The sequence below is a fragment of the Porphyrobacter sp. SLTP genome (assembly GCF_009905735.1).
In the GTDB taxonomy this organism is placed as follows: domain Bacteria; phylum Pseudomonadota; class Alphaproteobacteria; order Sphingomonadales; family Sphingomonadaceae; genus Erythrobacter.
Map to the genome: position 1 here is coordinate 1 of NZ_JAAALE010000001.1, position 21,835 is coordinate 21,835.

The 21,835-nt window shown below is 60.3% G+C and carries 19 protein-coding genes; 4 read left to right on the forward strand and 15 right to left on the reverse strand.

All coding sequences use genetic code 11. From position 1 onward, the window contains the following. Together GVM20_RS00005 and GVM20_RS00010 are read left to right on the forward strand one after the other, a co-directional pair. The coding region (locus tag GVM20_RS00005) for an Ig-like domain-containing protein (protein WP_199799373.1) at positions 1–1,824 on the forward strand (1,824 nt) is incomplete at its 5' end. Positions 1,825–1,826: 2 nt separating this feature from the next. Next, positions 1,827–2,225 carry a dihydroneopterin aldolase gene (locus tag GVM20_RS00010; protein WP_166545261.1) on the forward strand — a complete coding sequence of 133 codons (399 nt, stop codon included), beginning with the start codon at positions 1,827–1,829 and terminating at the stop codon, positions 2,223–2,225. Between the two features lie 52 nt (positions 2,226–2,277). Here GVM20_RS00010 and GVM20_RS00015 read toward each other — a convergent pair whose 3' ends face one another. The 13 genes from GVM20_RS00015 to GVM20_RS00075 all read right to left on the reverse strand — a co-directional run bounded on the left by GVM20_RS00015 (position 2,278) and on the right by GVM20_RS00075 (position 14,502). Further along, positions 2,278–2,580, reverse strand: a complete 303-nt coding sequence (locus GVM20_RS00015) for a DUF2805 domain-containing protein (RefSeq protein ID WP_234031769.1) — start codon at positions 2,578–2,580, stop codon at positions 2,278–2,280. A gap of 165 nt (positions 2,581–2,745) precedes the next feature. Next, complete coding sequence (locus tag GVM20_RS00020; protein WP_166545262.1) at positions 2,746–3,558, reverse strand: outer membrane protein; 813 nt, start codon at positions 3,556–3,558, stop codon at positions 2,746–2,748. Positions 3,559–3,737: 179 nt separating this feature from the next. Then, positions 3,738–4,445 (reverse strand): anti-sigma factor, encoded by a 708-nt coding sequence (locus tag GVM20_RS00025; RefSeq protein WP_166545263.1) that lies wholly within the window; start codon positions 4,443–4,445, stop codon positions 3,738–3,740. Beyond that, entirely contained in the window at positions 4,438–5,007 is a 570-nt protein-coding gene (locus GVM20_RS00030; protein ID WP_166545264.1) for a sigma-70 family RNA polymerase sigma factor, read from the reverse strand. The genes GVM20_RS00025 and GVM20_RS00030 overlap by 8 nt, the downstream gene beginning before the upstream one ends. Positions 5,008–5,303: 296 nt before the next feature. Then, a complete protein-coding gene (locus tag GVM20_RS00035) occupies positions 5,304–5,654 on the reverse strand; it encodes a hypothetical protein (protein ID WP_166545265.1) in 351 nt (116 codons plus the stop codon). After that, on the reverse strand, positions 5,654–6,220 hold the full coding sequence (locus GVM20_RS00040) for a hypothetical protein (protein ID WP_166545266.1): 567 nt from the start codon (positions 6,218–6,220) through the stop codon (positions 5,654–5,656). Before GVM20_RS00040 ends, GVM20_RS00035 begins: the two co-directional genes overlap by 1 nt. Beyond that, positions 6,217–6,525 carry a PadR family transcriptional regulator gene (locus tag GVM20_RS16400; protein WP_166545267.1) on the reverse strand — a complete coding sequence of 103 codons (309 nt, stop codon included), beginning with the start codon at positions 6,523–6,525 and terminating at the stop codon, positions 6,217–6,219. Before GVM20_RS16400 ends, GVM20_RS00040 begins: the two co-directional genes overlap by 4 nt. 283 nt (positions 6,526–6,808) lie before the next feature. Then, positions 6,809–7,279 carry a DUF2269 family protein gene (locus GVM20_RS00050; RefSeq protein WP_166545268.1) on the reverse strand — a complete coding sequence of 157 codons (471 nt, stop codon included), beginning with the start codon at positions 7,277–7,279 and terminating at the stop codon, positions 6,809–6,811. A 13-nt stretch (positions 7,280–7,292) separates the two neighbouring features. Beyond that, positions 7,293–9,788 (reverse strand): DNA ligase D, encoded by a 2,496-nt coding sequence (gene ligD / locus GVM20_RS00055; protein ID WP_166545269.1) that lies wholly within the window; start codon positions 9,786–9,788, stop codon positions 7,293–7,295. A 7-nt stretch (positions 9,789–9,795) separates the two neighbouring features. Then, entirely contained in the window at positions 9,796–10,686 is an 891-nt protein-coding gene (ku, locus tag GVM20_RS00060) for a non-homologous end joining protein Ku (protein ID WP_166545270.1), read from the reverse strand. Between the two features lie 149 nt (positions 10,687–10,835). Then, a complete protein-coding gene (locus GVM20_RS00065) occupies positions 10,836–13,028 on the reverse strand; it encodes a xanthine dehydrogenase family protein molybdopterin-binding subunit (protein WP_166545271.1) in 2,193 nt (730 codons plus the stop codon). Then, on the reverse strand, positions 13,025–14,005 hold the full coding sequence (locus GVM20_RS00070) for an FAD binding domain-containing protein (RefSeq protein WP_166545272.1): 981 nt from the start codon (positions 14,003–14,005) through the stop codon (positions 13,025–13,027). Before GVM20_RS00070 ends, GVM20_RS00065 begins: the two co-directional genes overlap by 4 nt. Then, the gene (locus tag GVM20_RS00075) at positions 14,002–14,502 is read right to left on the reverse strand and encodes a 2Fe-2S iron-sulfur cluster-binding protein (RefSeq protein WP_166545273.1); all 501 of its coding nucleotides are present in this window, start codon (positions 14,500–14,502) and stop codon (positions 14,002–14,004) included. The genes GVM20_RS00070 and GVM20_RS00075 overlap by 4 nt, the downstream gene beginning before the upstream one ends. 492 nt (positions 14,503–14,994) lie before the next feature. Here GVM20_RS00075 and GVM20_RS00080 point away from each other — a divergent pair, with 492 nt between their 5' ends. After that, positions 14,995–16,230 (forward strand): EAL domain-containing response regulator, encoded by a 1,236-nt coding sequence (locus tag GVM20_RS00080; protein WP_166545274.1) that lies wholly within the window; start codon positions 14,995–14,997, stop codon positions 16,228–16,230. Positions 16,231–16,484: 254 nt separating this feature from the next. On the opposite strand, the gene GVM20_RS00085 is transcribed toward GVM20_RS00080, so the two are convergent. Both GVM20_RS00085 and GVM20_RS00090 read right to left on the reverse strand, forming a co-directional pair. Further along, positions 16,485–17,504, reverse strand: coding sequence for a GGDEF domain-containing protein (locus GVM20_RS00085; protein WP_166545275.1), 1,020 nt, complete (start codon positions 17,502–17,504; stop codon positions 16,485–16,487). After that, a complete protein-coding gene (locus tag GVM20_RS00090; RefSeq protein ID WP_166545276.1) occupies positions 17,501–17,761 on the reverse strand; it encodes a hypothetical protein in 261 nt (86 codons plus the stop codon). Before GVM20_RS00090 ends, GVM20_RS00085 begins: the two co-directional genes overlap by 4 nt. 949 nt (positions 17,762–18,710) lie before the next feature. Between GVM20_RS00090 and GVM20_RS00095 the strand changes: the two genes are divergently transcribed. Beyond that, positions 18,711–21,689 carry a TonB-dependent receptor domain-containing protein gene (locus GVM20_RS00095; RefSeq protein ID WP_166545277.1) on the forward strand — a complete coding sequence of 993 codons (2,979 nt, stop codon included), beginning with the start codon at positions 18,711–18,713 and terminating at the stop codon, positions 21,687–21,689. Positions 21,690–21,835 lie beyond the last annotated feature (146 nt).

Consider the following 21,835-nt stretch of genomic DNA (forward strand, 5'->3'; position numbering starts at 1 on the left):
ATCGAAGACCTTGCGGGCAATGATTTTGCCGGAACCAGCGCCTATGACTTTGCCACGGTTCCGCCTGCGGACACCGCCGAACCGGTCGCCACAAGCTTCTCGCCGACCGACGGCGCGATCAATGTCGCGGTGGGCAGCAATGTTGTCGTCAACTTCTCCGAGGCCATTCAGCGCGGCAGTGGCACGGTCGAGATCCGGAGTGGGTCTGCGACTGGGCCGGTGGTCGAGGCGTTCAATGTCGCCAGCAGCAACCGGATTGCGATCAGCGGATCAACCCTGACCATCGATCCGACGAGTGCTCTGGCACAAGGCACCACCTATTTTGTGGTCATCAACCCCGGTGCTATCGAAGACCTTGCAGGTAACGATTTTGCCGGAACCAGCACCTATGACTTTGCCACCGCCTTGCCCGAGAATCCTGGCGAGCAGCCGGTGATCACCTCCAGCGGCGGTGGTGCGAATTCGGCTGTTTCGGTTCTTGATGGCTCCGCCCTGGTTATCAGGGTTGAGGCGACCGATCCCAACAGCGATATCCTGACCTATTCGATCACAGGTGGGCTTGATGCAGGTTTCTTCACCATCAACCCGCAAACGGGTGCGCTTGCGTTTATTGCAGCGCCAGACTTCGAGACCCCGGCTGATAGCGACCGCGACAATCGCTACGAGGTGATCGTCACGGCATTTGATGGGGTATTTGCTGATAGCCAGACGCTTAATGTCACGGTTGATGATCGCAGCGTGGCCCCGCGGCTGATTGTGCCCGATAGCTTTGCCGGCGGGATTGGCGGGACCACAGCGGTGTTCCTAACCTCCGGCTCCCAGGATATCCGCATCATCGATGCACCGGGCAACATCACGCTAAGCGGCCCTCCGGGCGGTGATGACATCATCCGCTTCGATGGTGCTGCCGGCGCCTACACTATCACCCGTGTAGGGTCGCGGGTGGAAATTTCCGACGGCGATACACGGGTGAGCATCCCCGTTAGTCCGACGGGCATCAATGTCGTATTCGCGGATGGTCCGCGCACGCTGGCGATAGTGGGGGGCAACGTGCGGATCGGCAGCCAGGTGGTGAGCGCGACCGCAACCGAGATCACGTCACCGGCAGAGCCCGATCCCTTGCCTGACTTTGCTGATCCAGCTGTGCGTGGACGGCTGACCGTTTCCGAAGGTTCGCCGGTTCTGATCGATGCAAATGTCGATGTGTTCGGCACCAGCTTTGATGCTGAGAGCCTGACCATTATCGGCGGCGACGTGGCGATCCGCGGCGGCTTTACCGGCGGCAATGACACCATCAGTTTCACCGGATCGGCAAGCGACTTCACCGCAGTACGCATTGGCAGTATCGTAATCATCGAAGGCGGTGATACGCGCGTCAGCATTCCGATCAGCCCTACCGGCACGCGCCTGTTGTTCGGTAGTGACGAGCGCCTGCTTAAAGTCGATACCAACAGCGGCACCATCCTCATTGGAACGCAGGAGATCGGCGCGACGCCGCAGCCCCTGGCAACCAATGCGTCGTCCAGCGCCGAAATCTTCCTCGCTTCCAAAATGCCGAACGAGGGCGAGTTCATGGTCATCACCCCCACATCTTCCCCCGAAATGCTGGCCTTGGCCGGCGACAATAGCATCAGCGAGACCGACCTATCTGTGCTTGTGGCCCAGCTCGCTGGAGCTGACCCCGCGATGGTTGAACTGTTCAGCCCGGAAGTGCCCGAGCGTATCCAGGGCGGCGTGTTTGATCCCGAGAGCAGTTACTACTCCCCAACCGATTACATGCCCGCCGCTCTTGCTTTCGACAGCTTCAATCCGGGAGGGGGATAGCCATGACCCGCCAAGCACGGATTGAGCTGCGCGATCTTCACATCCCTGCGTGTATCGGGACATATGGGCCGTATGATATCGTTCCTGACTCCCATGCCCTCGATCTTGATCTGACCATCTCTCCTGACTTGGTGCAAGTTGCCTCCGACGACATGGCCAATGTGTTTGATTACGATCCCCTTATTGCGCAGATTGCTGGGATCGCCCGGAGCCAGAAGTTCGAGACGCAGGAATACCTCATGACGCTGATCGTGGAGGCCTGCGCGGCTTACAGCCAAATCGACAGCATTCAGATTAGCCTGAGGAAGCGCCCGGTGCTGGATGGCACAGGCTCGCTGGGAGTTCGTTTGACGCTCGAGGCAAAAGATCTCGCCGAATTGCGCGCATCGGCAAGCACGTAAAAGCCCGGTCGGACCCGATAGATCGTGTCCGCGTCGTCACATCACGCCGTGTTTACTTGTAGATTTCGCGGCGGTCCGAGAATTCACGAACGCGCTTGCGCCATGCCCGGTAGCTGCCCGGTTTCAATGATTGTCGCATGACGGCCCGTACCTCGTCCGCATCAAGGCCATGAACGGCCTTGATGTTGGCAAAACTGGCTGAGTCGCTCAGCGCCATTTCGACGATCTCGCCAAGGGTAGCATCGTCTAGCTTAGGCTTCGGCATCAGCTTTCTCGAAGTTTGAATTGCGCAGGCGTAGGACTGCGGCACCCGGCCAAGGACCGCAACCAGAGGAGCGACCGCTGTGCCGTCCATCAGGAGGTTAGCGAAGAAAGGCAAAGGTGGAGAGACCAGCCAGCACGAGGAAGGCCAGGGTGTGCAGAACTTTGTAGCCCGGATCCTCCGGGATCGCTGGCGGCCGCGGCAGGCTCGCATGTGGGCACGGGAGCAAGTTGCCGATGCTCCCGTGCACAAAGATCATCAGAAGCGGTAGCGCACCACTGCCTTGACGGTTTGCAGGTTGAAGTCGTCATTGGCCCGCTTGAAGTCGACACCGCCAGCCAGCACGAACGGGTTGGTGGCCGGGGCTGTGCCCTGGCCGACGCGGATCAGCGTGTCATCGTCATTGTAACCGGTGTAAAGATACTCGACGCCGATCGAGAACTGCTTGCCGACCTTCTGCTCGATGCCAGCGCCGAGCTGGTAGCCCCAGGTCTTGTCGTCGGCAATCACGGTGAAGGAGTTGGCGGTGTTGCTCGTCTCGAACTCCTGGTCGAGCTTGGCATAGGCAAGGCCGCCCGTGAGGTAGAGCAGGGTCGAGGTGGCCGGCGTGTAACCTGCCCGCAGGCGCAGCGCGGCAGTGTAATCGATCTCGCGCTCCATGTAGTAGAACGCCGGTGTCGTGCTGAAGGCTGAGACGGCATCGCGCACATTGGCGGTGCCGACCTCGCCCACCAGACCCACGACGAACTTCCCCATCTGGCTGTCATAGCCGAAGTGGCCGTTGAAAGAGACGCCGTCAGAGTCGGACTCGCAGTTCGCGTTCTGCGGCGAGGTCGCGGCACCGCCGCAGAACCCCGGTGAGAAGGCATTGGCGCCCGCAGCGGTGGTCACGGTTTCGCCGAAGCTACCGTTTGATCCGCGGTCGAAGGAGATGAATTCATCGCCGTCGCTCGCCTGGAAGTCATAGCCGATCGAGGCGCCGGCATAGAAGCCCTCGAACTCGTCTTCAGCGTTGACAGGCACGGCGACCAGAATGGTCGAAGCGGTGGCGGCGAGGAAAATTGCTTTCATGAGATACTCCTGGAAATCGCGATTCTGGTGAACTTCACGTGCGCGAGAAAGCGGGGCGATTGCTGAGACAATCATCCTGTCGGCACCGATCGGTCCAATCGACGTCAGCGCTTAGGGCGTCGCAGCCCACATTCTCTGGTGAAGATACGAGGATCTGAAGACGATCAGATGCGGCAGGCTCAGATCGCGGAAATTTTTCCTGTCGCGATCGGCGTGGCGCTCGGCGCAGCATGAGGTGCGCCTTGCGGGGACTCCAGCGAAACCGCGAGAATAGCGCCGTCGACCACCAGTGGCCTCAGGTTCTCAGGCAGCGTCACCTGTGTTGTACCGCTGCGTGCGATCAGACCCAGCGAACGGGGCACGCCATCGCCGGGAATGACCCAGAGTTCAGGCGTTAGGTCGGTTTCGGGCAGCGTGACCGCTCGAATGTCGAGATACTGGCTCTCGGGCCCGATGCTGGCAGCGAGCAGGGTTCCGTCTCCGCCTGCAAGTTGGGCGATGACCACGGGCGCGGGGCTGGCGGCTGCGGGCAGGGCGGCGTCCTCGCGAAGGGTAATTGGACCGAACAGCATGATTGCCGCAAGGCTTGCCGCTATCGCTCCCGAAAGCGCGGCGGCGCCTTGCCAAAGACGGAGCTTGCCAACCTCGGCGGTGTTCGGGTTATCGTCGAGCCGCGCGTCAATCGCGGCCCACAAATTGGGGGCGGGGACTTCTTCAAACGCTTCGCTGAGGGGATCAAGGCGTTGCTGCCATTCCACGACCTGCGCAGCGAAGGCTGGGTTGGCCAATGAAAGCCGCAAGGCTTCGGCTCGCTCCTCTCCTTCGAGCACCCCGAGAGCGAGCTCGGCTGCCAAAGCGGCTTGTTCGGGTGTGAGTTCGTCAGTCACCTTGGAGGCACCCCCGCAACTCTAGCAAGCCTCTGCGAATCCAGCTTTTGGTTGTCCCGAGCGGTGTGCGCATCGTGGTTGCAAGTTCCGAATGGCTCAATCCGTCGAAAAAGGCGAGGGTGATTGCGCGCTGCTGTTGGGGCGATAGTGCTTCAAGGCAGTCAAAGATCTGCGCACGATCCTCATCCGCCGCCATCACTGCCAGCGCTTCATCGAACCCCGCGTCGGCGGCTTCGGCTGTGCCGGGCGCCACCAAGGCAGGGCTGCCGTGCTTGCGCACCCAGTCAATGGCCGCATTGCGGGCGATGGCGCAAAGCCAGGTAATCGGGCTGGCAAATTCGGGATTGAAGCGCCCAGCACGGTTCCAGACTTTGAGATAGACCGACTGAAGGATGTCGTCTGCCGCATCGCGATCGCGGGCGATTTGAAGACACACGCCATAGAGTTTTGCCGATGTGCGATCATAGACGGCGTTGAGCGCTCTTCGGTCCCCGCGCGCGACCCGAGCAATTAGGCCGGACAGCTCTGCTCGGCGGACGTCGGCATTGTTGGCTGTCGGCATTGCTGGGGAGTATTGAGAGCTGCCCGACCTTGCAAGGCATAATCTCGTGCGAGCCAAGGCAGGGTTGTCACGCATAGGCTGCCCGCTCGGGCGGGTTGAACTATCGTCGGTTGACCGGTGTAAGATAACGCAGATTCGACGGCAATTGGGGGCGCTGCCCGTCCGGAATCCACCCAGATACATTCTTTCGCCGCAATCAACCGTGACCCTGAAAGCGGACGGGCCGCTATCGGCTCTCCAGCGCCGAAAGCGGACTTTCTGCGAACGAGCCTGAAGCGGTCATCGATATTCGATCTCTAGCTCGTCACGGCTTTCGTCCGCCGGGCAGCCCATGAGCATATGGCCAAGCCGAGGAACACTAGGCCGCCAACGATAACCTGAGGCCCCGGCAGGACCAGCCAGGCAGCGGCGAAGAAGCAACCCATAGCGAGGTTTATCGCGGTCAAAATCCATTGACGGCCCATTTCGCTCGACTGGAATCCGACAAAATTTGCAGCGGCTGCCACTACGATTCCCAAGCCGGAACCGACGAACCAAAGTGCTTCAAGCGTCCAATCGGCATAGGCCAGCGGCGTAAATGCAACATGGACCAACCCAAGTAGCCCGCCGACAATCGCCAACACCATTGCCAAGGTTTGCGAGCGCATTAGCGCCGCCCCTGCGGAACGTTGGCAAATCGTGACAAGGTACCTGCGACCACCAATGCGAACAGCAGAACCACAAGGTTCTCCACGATCAGCGCTAGGTAGATGTTCGACGTTGGCGTCGGAGCGTTGCCAAATCGGACAAATGCGGCCGTCAATGTCAGCACCGTGACCAATGGCCCAGCAAGGCCGATTGTTGCACGGTATCCGAACCGGGCCGTAGCGAGCGCGCCGATGAAAAACAGCAGTGCCATGCAATATCCATAAGCTTCCAGCACGATGGCATCAGAAACAGACATGCGCCCAGCGAAACGGATATTCAGGGCGGCCCAGAGCAACGCGCCGCTGATGAACAGGTTGCGTGCGGCGACCTGTAGGAATTGCGGCGAGCCCAAACGTTCTCTGCAGGCAGTGAGGAAACAGCCGGCGGCGAAATGCATCCGCTCGGCCTCTGGGACATGATCAAGTTCAGCGACCATGGCGTCGAACCAGGATCTCCGCTCTGGCGGCGCGATCTTGAAGGCGAGTGCAATTAATCGTTGCACCATTCGATTCCGTCTCGGGGTCATAGTGCAAATCCCTTTCCAAGGTTGTCCTGGCGCACTGCGTCTGCCTGAATGGTACGGGCGAGTGCCAAGCCTGATGGGGTCAGGCGATAGGCATGGCGCGGCGGCCTGCCTTCGTGTGGCGAAGGAACCCACCGGGCTTCGAGGTTACCCTGATCACACAGCCGGATCAGCATGGGGTAAAGGGTCCCCGAGGCGATCCCCGTCCGTTCCATCAACTCATATCCGTAACACCAATCCTGAGGCCGCTCGAACAGCGCCAGCAAGGCGGTTCGCGTCTGTTTCGAAATGTTAGAGCGTCTCGGCATTGCATTGATCTACATATGTAGAGTTTAGGGCGCAAGCAGCAATTTCAAGTAACCCAGTTCCGTGTAAAAAATTTGTCCTGATGGTTGGGAAAGGAAACCCGCCATTCCGGAAACCCCCAAGTTGCAGTCGTTCGTTGCGATCAGCCGCGAGCCCAGAAGCCGTCAGACAGCCATCGCTTCCCTTGGGCCGAAAGCAGACCTTCTGCAAATCGACCCCAAAGCAGTCAAACCTTGGGCGATCCACTCAATGCGCTTGGCAGATGCATATTGCGTGACGAAACAGTCAGCCAGGTTTGTCGATCATGAAATACAAGGCTGTAATCAAGGGCACGGTTGCGACCAAGCCCCAAGCGAGCCATTGACGTGCCAGTGCGCGGTATTCGACGGGAACTTGCCCAGCGCTGGCAAACTGCCGTGCCATGCGCGCCTGCCGCACCTGAATTGGGATCAGCACCCCGATCCATACCACACCGGCGGCGACGAAACATAATTGACTATACATCAGCCAGGCGGGCCCAGGAAAATCATAGCGGGCCTCATACATCGCCCCATAGCCACCGATTATGGTCAGAACGATGCCGGGAAGCGTGAGCCCGAAATCGGTCCCGGTCACCATCCGCTGACCGAAGGCGATGATCCCTGCATCGCTGGTTCGGTCGGCAAACACCTTCCAAACTGCGGTGACTGTGATGTTCCCCAGCAGCAGCACGATTCCCAGAATATGAGCGAATTTAAACAGGCTGAATGCGATCATTGGCCTGAACGCCTCACAACGCCGGGAGCGACTGCTCGGCAAATCCCCAGCCCTTCAGCGCGCTTGACTGCGCTCGAGTGAGAAGCATTCCGGCGTCACCAATCGCAAAGGGGTGAGCATTATCGAACCCGGCGAGTTCGTCCCAAGTGACCGGCACCGCCACCGGCGCACCGGCTCGCGAGCGGGCGGAATAGGGAACTACAGCGGTCGCGCCGCGCTGGTTGCGTAGCCAGTCAATGAAGATCTTGCCCTTGCGCTTCGCCTTGCTCATCGTCGCGATGAAGCGTTCGGGTTCGGCTTGGCTAAGCGCTCCGGCGAAGCGACGGGAGAAATCCGTATGCTCCTCCCAGCTATGCCCACGCGTCAGCGGCACGACCACGTGCACGCCCTTGCCGCCCGAGAGTAGCGGGAAGTTCACCAGTCCGATGTCAGTAAGGTGCTTGCTGATGTCGCGGGCGGCCTGTTTCACATCGCTGAATTCGAGGCCCTCGTCGGGGTCGAGGTCGAAGATCATACGATCTGGCGCTTCGACTGCGTCGGCCGGCGAGGCCCATGCATGGAATTCGATTGTTCCCATTTGCACGCATTGTAGAAGACCGCGCGAGTCTGTGACGTAGAGGTAGTCCTCGGCCGCGCCGTCCTTTTCGCGGATCGGCACGTGATGCACGGCATCTCCAAACGCCCCGGAGTCATGCTTCTGGAAAAAGCATTTCTTCGCGCGTCCCTGCGGGCAGCGAACCAAGCTGATGGGGCGATTGCCAAGGAAGGGCAGCATCAGCGGGGCTATGGCAGCATAGTAATCTGCAAGGTCGCCCTTGGTCTGACCGCCGTCAGGGAAGATTACCCGCTCGCGGTTAGAGATCGCGACGTCGCTTTCAGCAGGAGAGCCTGGCGCGGAGGTTGGGGTGGGCGCTGTTTTCTCGGGTTTCACCTCGCGCGCAGGCTTGTCAGCGCGCAATCCGATGAAACTCGCATGGCGCACGCGCTTCTCGGCTGTGAACTCGGCAAAGGCGATCTCCGCGACCAGCTTAGGGGTCAGCCACGTCACGCTGCGCGCTGCGGTGCGCTCCACCTCGACCGTCGGCGTCTTGCGAGTAAGCGGAGCCATTTTTCCGGCTAGGTCGGTCATCGCTTCGGCGTCAAACCCAGTGCCCACATTGCCTTTGTAGACGAGCGCCTTACCCTCATGCTGGGCGAGCAGCAGCGACGCGAAGGGCCGACCGCGTGCCGATGATGCCTTGAAGCCGACAATCACAAATTCCTGCCGCAGGTTGCATTTAACCTTGACCCAGTTGCGGCTGCGTCTGTGGGCGTAAGGCGCGTCAATCGCTTTGGAGATAATCCCTTCCTGCCCCGCTCCGCACATTGCCTCAAACAGCTGCTCGCCCGCGCCGATGACGTGGTCAGCGACATGGATCGGCGGCTGAGCATCTTCCAGCAGCGAAGCGAGCCGCTCCTTACGCTCGATATTGGGCATCCCGGTAAGGTCTTCGCCGTTTTCCTCGAGCAGGTCGAAAGCATAGAAAGCTAGAGCATCGCCCGCTCCTTGCGAGCCGTGGCCGCGCTTGAGGATGTTCTGGAGAGAGGAGAAATGGGGATTGCCGTTTTCGTCATGCGCGACGATCTCGCCGTCTATCAGCGCCGGGGGTAAATCCATCGCGGCGACCGCAGCGACGAGCGGTGCGAACTTCTCGGTCCAGTCCTTCCCGGTTCTGGTATAGATCCGGACGACGTCGCCCTTCACCGCCAGCAACGCGCGGTATCCGTCGAACTTGATCTCGTGCATCCAGCCATTCCCGGTCGGTACGGCATCGACGAGCGTGGCCAGTTGCGGCGGACGGAAGATTGGGAGCTTGCCACCACGTTTGGTTTTCGCCTTGGGTGTCGCCTTGGCTTTGGGAACGGGGGGAGATTTCTCATCCGCCGTCGCTCCAGCGGCGATTTCCGCCATCGAGCGGCCCGTCGCGACGCTGGTCAACGCCTGTTCGACCAGCACCTCGCCTTCCCGTGCGAATTTGTCAGTGACTTTGCGCAGCAGCCAGTTCTCGCGCTTCTCGCCCGGCTTCTTCTTGAGGCGGATCAACATCCATTCGCCCTTCATCCGCTCCCCCTCGAGCATGAAGTGGAGGTGACCTTCGTCCAGATCCTTGGCGCTCTTGCCCACGATCGGCGCCCATGTGCCGCGGTCCCAGAGCATCACCGTGCCACCGCCATATTCGCCCTTGGGGATAGTTCCCTCGAAGGTGGCATAACTCAGCGGATGGTCTTCGGTGCGCACTGCGAGGCGTTTGACCGAAGGGTCGAGGCTCGGTCCTTTGGTGACCGCCCAGCTTTTGAGCACACCGTCCACTTCCATGCGGAAGTCCCAATGGAGCCGGCTCGCATCGTGCTTCTGCACCATGAAGCTGTTGCCGCTCGGCGCTGGGTCATGCTTTCCCGCAGGCTCGGTCGTACGCGCAAAATCGCGTTTGGCGTTGTAGTCCGCTAGCGGATCTGCACGCTTTGCCATCGCCTGATCAGGCGCGCTTGCGCTTGGGGGCTGCGCCCTTCTTGGCAGGCGCAGCTTTCTTTGCCGGGGCCGCCTTTTTGGAGGCTGGCTTCTTCGCTGGAGCGGCACCAGTCGTTCCCACCGACTTCTTGAGCGCCGCCATCAGGTCGACAACATTGCTGCCGCGCCCTGAAGGCTCCCCGGTTTCCTCGATGATTGCCTTGCCGGTTTTCGATTTCGCCTTGCGGTCGATCAGCGCTCGCAGCGCATCGACATAGCGGTTTTCGAACTCGCCCGCATCGAAGGGCGCCGTACGCTTGTCGATGAGCGTGGTCGCAAGATCGAGCAACTCGTCGTCGGGCGTCAAGTCGTCGATCTCGCTGAAGAAGGCGCGCCCGGCGCGTACCTCGTCGGCATAGCGTAGCGTCTCCATCAGCAACCCTTTGCCGCACGGCTTGATCGCTACAAGCTTCTCGCTTCCGCGCACGGACAGCTGTCCTAGCGCGACCTTCTTTGCCTTCCTGAGCGCTTCGCGCAGCACCACAAAAGCCTCCTCTGCGAGCTGGTCTTTGGGCGCGACGTAGTAGGGCTTTTCAAAATAGAGCGGGTCGATCTCGTCAGCGTCGACAAATTGTACCAATTCGAGCGTGCGCTTGCTCTCCAGCTTCACCGCTTCGATCTCGCGTTCTTCAAGGAGGACATACTCGCCCTTAGCGATCTGGTAGCCCTTGATGATGTCATCACGGTTTACCGGGCCGACGCCGGGCACGACCTTCTCGTAGGCGATGCGTTTGCCGCTGGGCTTGTGAATCTGGTTGAAGTGGAGCTGCGCGCCGGGCTTTGTCGCGGCAAAGATCTCGACCGGGATCGAGACGAGCGCCAGACGGATCTGGCCTGACCAATAGGGGCGTGCTGCCAAGTCCCACTCCTTGCAGAAACTTTTGCGCGGCGCGAATGCCACGCGCATGATCTGCCGCGCTGCAGCTCTTTTCGCACTAACATAGGCATATGCCGGATCGGAGGTGGTTGGCGCAGCATCCACGGAGGGTTTGCGATGATGTTCGGTGCTCAAACCTTCGGCATGGCGGCCATCACCTTGTCGGGAGTCATGGGATAGCTGAGCACCCGCGCACCGCAGGCATCGTAGATCGCATTGGCAATCGCGCCTGCCCCGCCGCATAGGCCCAGTTCGCCGACCCCCTTGGCCTGAATGGGGCTCGCGGCCGCGTCACGCTCTTCGATGAGGAGGACTTCCAGATCTGGCACATCGCGGTGTACCGGCACGTGGTATTCGGCCAAATCGCAATTAGCAAGGTGGCCGTCCACAGGGTCGAAGTGTAAGCTCTCGGTCAGCGCGTTGCCGATGCACCACGTCATCCCGCCGAGACATTGGGAGCGGGCCGTCCGCGCGTTGAGCACCCGGCCGATACCGAACGCCCCCGTCATGCGCCGCACGCGCGTCTCCCCCGTCCACCGGTTGACCGCAACTTCAGCGAAGAAAGCCCCGTAGCTGGAAACCGTTACGTCCTCGGTCGAGGCGCCTGGTTCAAAGTGTCCGACGCAATCGATCACCTCGCTGCCGAGGATTTCATTCAAGGCCTTTTCACCTCCATCCCAGCGCGCCACGCCGTCCTTGAGCGTCAGGTCTTCCGAGGCGATATCAAGCCGCTTGGCGAGTTCCTTGCGAAGGCCATCGCATGCGAGAAACACCGCCGAGCCGCAGGACGCCGCGCCGAAGCTTCCGCCCGAGCCTGATCCGGGTGGGAGATCGGTATCGCCGAGCCGCACGTCGATGTCATCGGGCCTCAGTCCCAGCATCTCGCCTGCAACCTGGCCAAGGATCGCATAGCTGCCGGTGCCGATGTCCGTCATGTCGGTCTCGACAACAGCGGTGGCGTCGGGCCGCAGGATAACGCGGGCCTTCGCCTCGACGACGGAATGCACCCGCGCGGCGCTTGCCATGCCGGTGCCGATCCACCACTCGCCCTCTCGGGTGTGGCGGGGCGTGCGAGGGCGGGGCTCCCATCCGAATGCTTTGGCGCCCTTGCGGAGGCACTCTGCAAGCTTGCGTGAACTGAACGGCTTGTCCTTGGCCGGATGCTTTTCGGGAATGTTGCGCAGCCGCAGTTCGACCGGGTCGATCCCGATTTTCTCTGCAAGCATGTCCATCGCCTGTTCGACGGTCTGTACGCCAACAGCCTCGCCCGGAGCTCGTACCGATCCTGCGGTCATGCGGTGAATGCGTGCAAGGTCAAGTTTCAGCAGGCGATTGTCGCCAGCGTAAAGGAACTGGCTTGATTGCAGCACCGGCTCGGCGAAGTCCTCTCCGGGCAGGTTCGAGACTTGTGCCTCGTGTCCAAAGCCGGTGAGCTTGCCCTCGGCATCGGCCGCAAGCCTGATGCGCTGGTGTGTCTCGGAGCGGCGCATGATCGTCTGGAATACCTGCTGACGGCTCATCACCACCCGGACCGGGCGTCCCAATTGTATCGCGGCGAGGGAAGCTGCCACGACCTCCTGGCTGACCCCAAGCTTGGATCCGAACCCGCCGCCAACATAGGGCGAGAGCAGCCGAACTTGAGATTCGTCGAGGTTCAAGGAGTCGGCCAATTCCGCGCGATTGAACTTGAGCATTTGCAACGAGGCGTGAACTGTCAGGGCCTTGCCGTCCCACTGCGCAAGCGCCGCGTGCGGTTCCATCGCAGCCGAGGCATGGCCTTCGGTGGTGATGACGACATCGACGGTGTGTGCCGCATCCGCCATCGCGTGGGCGAGATCGCCGACCCGGGTGCTCTCGTTCTCTTCGGTCTCGGCAGTCTTTGGATCGAGCGGGGCATCCTCGACGCGCCATTGGAGCTTGAGGTGCTTGGCAGCGTCGCGCGCCTGTTCGAAGGTTGTCGCGACCACCAACGCGACCGGCTGGCCCCAGTAGCGGACTTCCCGCGCGGGCTGGAAAGGGGCCTCGCCCGCCATGCCTTGCGCCGGGCGACCGGTCATGCGCTCATCAGAAAGGACCGCCACGACGCCTGGCATGCCCAGCACAGATGCTTCGTCGATCATGGTAATTTCGCCGCACACTATCGGGACCGTGACGAGCACGCCTTCCAGCAGTCCTTCGGCGTCGTATTCGGCCGCATAGCTCGCGGTGCCAGTCACTTTCATCAGGCCCTCGGGCCGGGGCAGGGCGGCACCGATCACCCCCTGCACCATGGTGTCGAGCACATTGCGGTTGTCGGGCTGGTCCTGTTTGAGATGCACGCTCATGGCTCGACTCCAGTTGCTTCGCAGAGCACCGCGGCGAGCGTCCGACGCGCGAGCGGTATCTTGAAGTCATTCTCGCCGTAGCCCCGCGCCCCTTCGAGCAGCAGGTCTGCGGCCTTGTCGAACAAGGCGAGCGTCGGCTCGCTGCCGACCAGCAAGTCGGTGATGCGCGGATCGTGCCAGGGCTTGTGCGCGAGGCTCCCGAAGGCGAGGTCGGCGCGGGTAAAACGGCCTTCTGCAAGATCGATCACCGCCGCGACCGAACACAGCGCGAAGGCATAGGACGATCGCTCGCGCACCTTGCGATACAGCTGGATTCCGCCAACAGGTGCAGGGAGGGTGACAGCGGTGATGAGCTCGCCGGGTTCGAGCACGTTATCCTTTTCGGGCGTGTCACCCGGCAGGCGGTGGAAGTCGCGCACCGGCACGCTGCGGCTGCGGCGCTCGCTCGCGATCTCGACCGTCGCGCCCAGAGCCGCCAGCGCCACGGCCATGTCGCCGGGATATGTGGCGATACAATTGTCGCTCGCGCCGAGAACCGCATGGATACGCGCTATGCCCTTGATCGCGCCGCAACCCGAGCCCGGTTCGCGCTTGTTGCAAGGTTGGTCGATATTGGTGAAGTAGTAACAGCGGGTGCGCTGGCAGAGATTCCCGCCAGTGGTCGCTTTGTTGCGCAGCTGTTGCGTGGCACCAGAGAGGATCGCACGGGCAAGTACTGGGTATTCGCTGCGCACTCGCGGGTGGACGGCCGTTGCAGTGTTGGTGGCAAGCGCGCCAATTCTCAGCCCTTCACCTTCATCTGCGATGGTGCCAAGCGGCAGGCGCCCGATATCGACAAGGGTCTGCGGTGTCTCAACCTGAAGCTTCATCAGATCAACGAGGTTGGTCCCGCCCGCAAGCGCGAGAGTATTGGCCTCAGCCGTAAGCTGCGCCGCGTGTTCGAGACGCTCGGCCCGCTGGTAGTCGAACGGCCTCATGCCTCTGCCCCCGCCACGTCACGGATGGCTGCGACGATGTTGGGATAAGCCCCACAGCGGCACAAATTGCCGCTCATTCGCTCGCGGATCTCCTCGTCGGTCAGGCTCGGGGTCGCAGTGAGGTCTTGAGTTGCATCACTGGGCCAGCCTGCCGCGATCTCTTGCAGCATCGCGGTCGCCGAGCAGATCTGCCCGGGGGTGCAATAGCCGCACTGAAACCCGTCATGCGCGACGAAGGCTTCCTGCATTGCTCCCGGCGAGGTCAGAGAGCCGAGGCCCTCAATCGTCGTTATCTCGTCGCCTTCGTGCGTAATGGCGAGCGACAGGCACGAATTAATCCGCAAGCCGCCCACCATCACCGTGCAAGCTCCGCATTGCCCGTGGTCGCAGCCCTTTTTCGTACCGGTAAGCCGCGCCTCCCGGCGGAGAAAATCCAGCAAGCTCGTCCGCGGGTCTTCGGGAAGCGGGTATTCCTGCCCATTGATCGAAATTGCCATCGGCTCTCGTCCTGATCTGAAAAACGTTTCCTTTCGACGAGAATGGCCGGGACCCTGGCGCATATCTATAACATCGATCATCATCCCGCTGGCTTGGACGCGCAGCTCTCGACAAACCAGCGCCGCGTGCCGCGATGCACATGTGGCAACTGAGCCAAAGTAATGCCAGCTTTCAAAGGCTGGCTTAAGAGGTCTGAGCTTGGATAATTGCGATGTCCGTTTTCCACCCACGAACGGACATAAGCAGGATCGATGCGCGATCCCGAAATTCTGCCGACAGCTTCAACGGGTAGAGTGCTCAGCCAGCGATCCCGCTCTACCTCGGTCACCCGCCGCCGTGCCATTGGCGTATTGAGCAATATTCTAACATTCAAAGCAGGCTTGCCCGCTCTTTGCTTCTCTGCTGGTGCGGGTGCAATTCTTAACGAAACAACAAGTTCCTTAGTCTAGGCCACAGGTGCGGGCGATTAGCTTCGCATCGGGGAGGGGCCTTTGCCACATCTGAAAACCTCGGCAACGGAGACCGCAGATTGCATCGCGGAGCGACGGTTGCTGATCCTAGACGACGACCCAGCCGTTTTGCGGACGGTGGAGCTGATGGCGCGTCGGATCGGAGTGGTTGCGAGGACCTGTTCCACACTTGCCGATTTTGAGGCTTCTTTAGCGTCCTTCGACCCTGATGTGCTGCTGATCGACCTCATGATGCCTGATCTCGATGGCATTGATGTTGTGTCGCAGGTCGGTCCGAACTCTCGCGCCACCATTATTGTGATGAGCGGGGCGGACAAGCGGACGTATGAGGCATCACGGGATGTGCTCGCGTCCAGCACCGCAAAGATTGCAGGCTTTTTGCACAAGCCGTTTGGCACGACTGATCTGGCTGAGGTTCTTTCTGGATCACCGGCAAAAGCGCAGCCGTGTTCCGCGGATGGCCGATCAGATGCGATGAGCGAAGTGCTATCGCCCAAGAATTTTGAAGAGGCCGTCCGTGCCGGCCGGATCGAGCCGTTTTTCCAACCGATTTTTTACGCTGACGGACGCGGACTAAAGGGATTTGAGGCTCTTGCACGGGTGAAAGGATCACGGGCGTCCTCCTTTGCCCCTGAGTATCTTGATCAACTCGTCGCAGACGATCGGCTGTCCGCAGAGCTCACAGAGCTCGTCATCGAACGTGCGCTTGAATTCATGGCGAGCCTTCGAGGTTATGACGACTTATCGATCTCGATTAACATCTTCGGCATACACGCGATCGCTGACGGGTTCCGCGAACGGTTGGTGCGGCGCTGCACAAACTTCGGCATCGCTCGGCATAGGGTAATCCTGGAACTGAGCGAGGCGACCATTTTTGATCTCAACGAACATCAGTTGCGGAAGGTGACGCAGCTGCGGCTTGCCGGCTTCGGCCTATCAATAGATGATTTTGGAATGGGCAATTCATCACTGGGCCGGCTTGCCCACCTGCCTTTTTCCGAACTCAAGATCGACAAAGCGTTTTGCCTTGCGATGCCTCACTCCGAGACAGCTTCGGCCGTAATCGAGGCATGCTTGGGACTTGCCGCTCGGCTCGACATGAAAGTGACGGCAGAAGGAGTGGAAACGGGCGAAGTGGCGGCGTTGCTCGCCAAAATGGGTTGCGATGCGTTGCAAGGCCATCACTTCGGCCAGGCTATGTCAGCCGATAAGGTTTTGTGCTGGCTAAGCGAAGTCTCGCCTAAGGTTGCCGCCTAAGCGAGACGTCGCGGCCTTACTACAGCGCGACGCCCGAGCGGGCGCGCGACCAGATTATCGACTTTCTTGAAGAGCAACCGCCAATCAGGCTCAACTGCCCTGAGCGGGCTGCAAAATCTCTGCAAAGTTGGTGAGTTTGCTTACGCCAAGCTTCTGTATGGCCCGATGTCGGTAGGAATCGACGCTTCGCACACCCAGTTTCAGACTGTTTACGATCTATTTGTTTCGCATGAGCGAGTGGCGGGCATGCCGTTTCATGCTGCGGCAATCAGGCATTGATCATCGGCAACCTGGACCCGATTTCGGCCTCGTCTTTTTGCCTCGTAAAGGGCTTCATCTGCCTTCTTGAGCAGCTGGGCAAGAGTTTCGCCCGGCAACAAGGTCGCAACGCCAAAACTTGCGCTGCAGCGAAGCATGTCGTGCTCTGAAAATCGCAGTTGCGAGATCCGCAGTCTGATCCGTTCGGCAATCTCCAATCCCATTTCCGCGGAGGCATTGATGAGACAAATGGCAAACTCTTCACCGCCCAAACGCCCGGCAATATCGTGCTTCCGAAGCACTTTGCCGAACTCTGCGGCCGTTCGCTTAAGCACTAGGTCTCCCATTGGATGCCCAAAATTGTCATTTATCTGCTTGAAGTGATCAAGATCGAGCATGACAACTGAAAGCGATACTGGGTACCGCTTTGTCCGATCGATCTCCGCATCGACTTTGTTGGTCCAGGCGGTGCGTGACAAAACATTCGTCAGCCCGTCCATCGAGGCAATAGTGCGAAGCTCCAACTCGCCGGTGACAAGGCTTGCAAAGCTCTTCAGAATTTCGATTTCGCCCGATGAAAAAGCGCGCGGCTGTTGGTCGATCACGCAAAGGCTGCCAACCATATAACCGTCAGGCATCCTGAGCGGGATGCCAAGGTAGCTGCGGATATAAGGCTCGCCCAATACCAACGGGTTGTTGGCGAACCGGTGATCGCAGGTAGCATCTTCAACAATGAAGGGTTCGTCGGCCCGAATTGCGTGATCGCAAAAGGCAATGTCGCGAGGTGTTTGTTCGACGGCCAGACCGCGAGAGGCCCTGAACCATTGACGATCGTTATCGATCAGCGAGACGGCGCATATCGGCACATTGAGGGTGGTTTTGACCAAATCGACGATGCGCTCAAACGGCTTCTCTTTGGCTGTACCCACGACGTGAAGCCTGTCGACAGCCTGCTGACGGCCATATTCATCAAATTTGGCCTTACCGAAGTGATCCAATTCGCAAGTATGATTCACGATTGCAGCCCTTCTGCCTTTGTTTTCAACGCGATGGAGAAGCTTTCGGATGCCTTCTCCAAAATACTCACAACCTCATCCTCGCCCCGACCTGCTTGTATGAGCGCGGTGGCGAGATTGAGCAGCGTCTGGCGATGACGGTCGATGACCTCATTTATCTTCGGAGGAAGCTCGCCAAAGCCCTGGCTTCTGACAACCTGATTAACTAGATCGCTCGCATCGACTTTATCATCGCAGGCTAGATTGACGCGCGTCACACTGCTTCCTCTCCGTGGAGGTAAGGGTGGCCGCCAGTCACAAGTGCACGTGCGACTGGCGGCCGGGGGATATTCCGCAACACCGGCGACTCTTCGCAAAGGCCGCCTGTCTGCTGAGATTTGAAGTATCGCAAATGCCCTTTAATTTTCTGTGCGGATGCACTGCGGTTGTTACTGTACTCGCCGGTGAAAACAGGCCGCCGGACCAACGGAAAATTGAAAACTCCAGACCTCCACCGGTGCAAGATCGGGGGGCTGTGCAATCTTCCGTCAGACCCTACGAAAAGCGGTCACATTTCACGGGGGCAGGTCAGAGCCTCGCTACTTTTGCGTCACCTTTAGCCACAAATTGACGGGATCAGAGAGCGCCTGACGGTGTTGGCGTCACTCCAATCAGTGAGATTAGGCGCTAGATGGTCAATGCTCTGCCCGAAGCTTGATCCATCCAGTTTTCTGCGACTGCTCTATCCGGAACGATGATCGGCAATCGATGGCCTTAAGCGTGACGCGTTGATGTGAGTGGTTTGCTTGGGCCTGCGTATGACCGGGGAAATCAGCCTGCCGCATGCTCTCAGGCCGGCGTGCTGCCGAGGTATGGTCAGAACGGCAGCAAGGGTGCGGTTCTCAGGCAAACCCCTTGCCGATGCCAATTCCGCGGTTCTGCCAGGCGGCAAGGTGAGTTCAAAGATGGGACGCGGTGAACGCATTTCGGCCCGCGTCTCTTCCCCGCCATTCGTCATAAAAAGACGGCAGTTTGTCGAAATGCCGGCTGGATCATGTTGCGACCGCCAAGGCTTACACATCAGGACGCCGTCGTTGTTCATAGCGGCAAAATACCGCGGGCGCCCCCTGCCTGCTGGTGCCGCAGTTGGACAAGATCGAACAAAACCTCGCACAGGGAAATAATTTGATGATTTACAAGGATGTCAGGCGTCGGCGCGCTCACCTCATGCTTACAGTCGGCGCCATCGGGCTAAGTGTCGCCATGCCTTCGTTCGCTGCCGCGCAGGAAGCGGTGGCCTCCGACGCGGAAACGACCGAGGAGACCGGCGAGGCTATCGTCGTCACGGGTACCCGCATCCAGCGACCTGAAGCCGCGACCGCAACCCCGGTGGTCGCGATCACCGCCGAAAACATTATCCAATCCGGTATCAACAACGTCACCGAACTGCTCGCGCAGAGCCCCGCTCTGTTCAACTCAGAAACCAATTTCGATGCTGCCGGCTCGCAGGCGCGCACGGGCGCTGCTGGCGTCAACCTGCTCAACCTGCGCAATCTCGGCGCCAATCGCACGCTGACACTGGTCAACGGCCGCCGCCATGTCGCTGGTGTCTCAGGTGAGGCTGGTGTGGACACCAACACCATCCCCGTCAGCCTGATTGAACGAGTCGACATTCTGACCGGCGGCGTGTCGTCGGTCTATGGCGCGGACGGCGTGTCGGGCGTGGTCAACTTCATCATGAAGCGCGATTTCGAAGGCATCGACATCCGTGCGCAGAACGGGATTTCGGACTTCGGTGACGCCGAGAGCAACTTCTTCTCGGCGACAGTCGGCAAGAACTTCGCCGACAACCGCGGCAACATCGCGCTCAACTATGAGTTCCGCAAGGATGGCCGCGTCGGCTACGGAGACCGGCCCAACGGGCGCTACGAGGCCGACACGCTGGTCCGCAATCCCAACGACATCCCCGACGATCCGAACGTGCCGGACAACATCTTCCTCAACCGGATCGGCTATTCGGACAGCTCGCCGGGCGGCGCGCTGGTGATCGACGGGAGCTTCAGCCCCCGTTTCAACGGCGACGGCCGGCCCTATGATCCGGGACTCTTCCTGCCGCAGTCGGGCTTCCTCGCGCAAGGCGGCGACAACACGCCGGTGAACGACTATCAGGGTGACCTCCAGGCGGGAACCAAGCACCATTCGTTCAATGCACTGTTCAGCTTCGAGCTGACCCCCGACGTGCGCCTGTTCGCCGAGGGCAAATATGTGCGCTCGAAAAACTTCACAATCGCACAGCCCTCGTTCGACTTCTTCACGTTCATCTCGGAAGACAATCCCTTCATTCCGGCAAACGTCCGCGCCGCGGGTCTCGGCGAGTTCGGCGGGCTGCTGTTCAACCGTGACAACTTCGATTTCGGGACGCGGAACGAGAATTTCGAACGTGACCTCTATCGCACCGTGATCGGCCTAGACGGCAACCTCTCGGACAACGTGAAGTTCGAGGCGAGCTACGTCTACGGGCGCAACGACACCACTTACATCTCGACCAACCAGCGCATCGAGGACCGTTATTTCGCCGCGCTCGACGTGGTCGATGTCGGCCAGTTCAACACTGGCGTGGCGAACGGCGTGTTCGATTGCCGCGTCAACTTGGACGGCGGAGCGGTTGTGGATGCGGGCAACGGCAACTACGGCGAAGCGCCGCAGACATTCACGCCGGGCCAGTGTGTGCCGCTCAACATCTTCGGCGAAGGCGTTGCCAGCCAAGCGGCGCTCGACTTTATCCTGACCGACACCACCAACGACTACCGGATCGAGCAGCACGTCGCCAACGCCTTTATCTCGGGCGACTTCGGCAATTTCTTCGAATTGCCGGGCGGTGCGGTGAACTTCGCCTTCGGGGGTGAATACCGCAAGGAAAAGAGCAACTTCCAGCCGGATGGGATCTCCACCCAGGTCGCGGACTTCGATGAGGGCAGCGGCGTTCTGGCGGACCTCGCACTGCTCGCTCCCGAAGTCGGCAGCTTCGATGTCTGGGAAGTGTTCGGCGAACTCAACGTACCCCTGCTGGCTGACCGTCCTTTCTTCGACCTGCTCGAATTCACCGTGGCCGGGCGCTACTCGGACTACTCGACTGTCGGCAGCACCGAGGCGTGGTCGATCAATGGCCAATGGGCCCCGATCCGCGATATCCGCTTCCGCGGCGGCTATTCGGAATCTGTCCGCGCGCCGAATATCACCGAACTGTTTGCGCCGCGCAGCGGCACATTCGCCTTCATCGACGATCCCTGCGGGCCGGAACTCATCAACCAGGGGACCGAGTTCCGCGCAGCCAACTGCCGGGCGCTGATCGAGGGACTGGGGGTTGATTTCGATACCTTCGACCCGGCCAGCGACATCAACTCGAGCTCCAGCCGCGAAGGGGTGTTCTCGGGCAACCGCGACCTGACCGAAGAGAGTGCGACAACCTGGACGGCGGGCGTGATTCTACAGCCGCGCTTCGTGCCGGGGCTGACCATCACGGGCGATTGGTACGATATCCGCCTCACCAACGCGGTGCGCACGGCCTCCTTGAACGAGACGGCGCAGTTCTGCGTCGATTCCGCCTCGCTCGATAATGTGTTCTGCGATGCGATCACGCGTTCGGAGACTACAGGCTTCGTCAGCAATTATCTGCTCTCGCCGGAAAACGTCGCGTTCATCGAGACGGCTGGCGCGGACGTGACGGTGAACTACGCCTTCGAACCCGGCAACGGATCGCTGGGCCGGTTCAATCTGCGCGGAACGGTAGGCTATCTCGACAAGTTGCTGGTGCTTCCGGCAAATGGCGGAATTGTCGACGACAACCAGGGCGAGAACGGTGCGCCCGAGTGGGTCGGAACGGCGGACATCACCTGGACCCTGGACAACTTCACGCTCAACTATGGCGTGCAGTATATCGGCGATCAGCTGCGCTTCGAGAAGGACCAGATCGCTGGCGATCCGGATATTGCCGCGCCGGAGTTTCTGACGATCAACGATCGGTTCGTCCACGACATTCGGGCCGAGATCAGCACTGACGATGAACGAGCGAACTTCTTCCTCGGGGTCAATAACCTGACCAACGAGCTGCCAATCCGCGGGCTGGCCAATCAGCAGGGCGTGGGTTGGATGGGGCGGTATTTCTACGCAGGAATCCGCGTCACCACCGACCAGCTCGGCTTTTAAGCGAAGGGCCGCGAGGCGCGAAAATCGGGGCGGGTGTCCGGCAGAGGCGGACACCCGCCCTTTTTCTGTGGCGCAACAATGCTGTCGACTCGCGAGGCATCGGTCGACGCTGACTCGGTCTTGAAACGGACAGACCTGCGCAGATT

What these genes read in the sequence shown, in the direction of transcription:
- GVM20_RS00010 (WP_166545261.1), top strand. Translation starts at nt 1,827, where the DNA reads ATGACCCGCCAAGCACGGATTGAGCTGCGCGATCTTCACATCCCTGCG.
- GVM20_RS00015 (WP_234031769.1), bottom strand. Translation starts at nt 2,580, where the DNA reads ATGGACGGCACAGCGGTCGCTCCTCTGGTTGCGGTCCTTGGCCGGGTG.
- GVM20_RS00020 (WP_166545262.1), bottom strand. Translation starts at nt 3,558, where the DNA reads ATGAAAGCAATTTTCCTCGCCGCCACCGCTTCGACCATTCTGGTCGCC.
- GVM20_RS00030 (WP_166545264.1), bottom strand. Translation starts at nt 5,007, where the DNA reads ATGCCGACAGCCAACAATGCCGACGTCCGCCGAGCAGAGCTGTCCGGC.
- GVM20_RS00035 (WP_166545265.1), bottom strand. Translation starts at nt 5,654, where the DNA reads ATGCGCTCGCAAACCTTGGCAATGGTGTTGGCGATTGTCGGCGGGCTA.
- GVM20_RS00040 (WP_166545266.1), bottom strand. Translation starts at nt 6,220, where the DNA reads ATGACCCCGAGACGGAATCGAATGGTGCAACGATTAATTGCACTCGCC.
- GVM20_RS16400 (WP_166545267.1), bottom strand. Translation starts at nt 6,525, where the DNA reads ATGCCGAGACGCTCTAACATTTCGAAACAGACGCGAACCGCCTTGCTG.
- GVM20_RS00050 (WP_166545268.1), bottom strand. Translation starts at nt 7,279, where the DNA reads ATGATCGCATTCAGCCTGTTTAAATTCGCTCATATTCTGGGAATCGTG.
- ligD (WP_166545269.1), bottom strand. Translation starts at nt 9,788, where the DNA reads ATGGCAAAGCGTGCAGATCCGCTAGCGGACTACAACGCCAAACGCGAT.
- GVM20_RS00065 (WP_166545271.1), bottom strand. Translation starts at nt 13,028, where the DNA reads ATGAGCGTGCATCTCAAACAGGACCAGCCCGACAACCGCAATGTGCTC.
- GVM20_RS00070 (WP_166545272.1), bottom strand. Translation starts at nt 14,005, where the DNA reads ATGAGGCCGTTCGACTACCAGCGGGCCGAGCGTCTCGAACACGCGGCG.
- GVM20_RS00075 (WP_166545273.1), bottom strand. Translation starts at nt 14,502, where the DNA reads ATGGCAATTTCGATCAATGGGCAGGAATACCCGCTTCCCGAAGACCCG.
- GVM20_RS00095 (WP_166545277.1), top strand. Translation starts at nt 18,711, where the DNA reads ATGCTTACAGTCGGCGCCATCGGGCTAAGTGTCGCCATGCCTTCGTTC.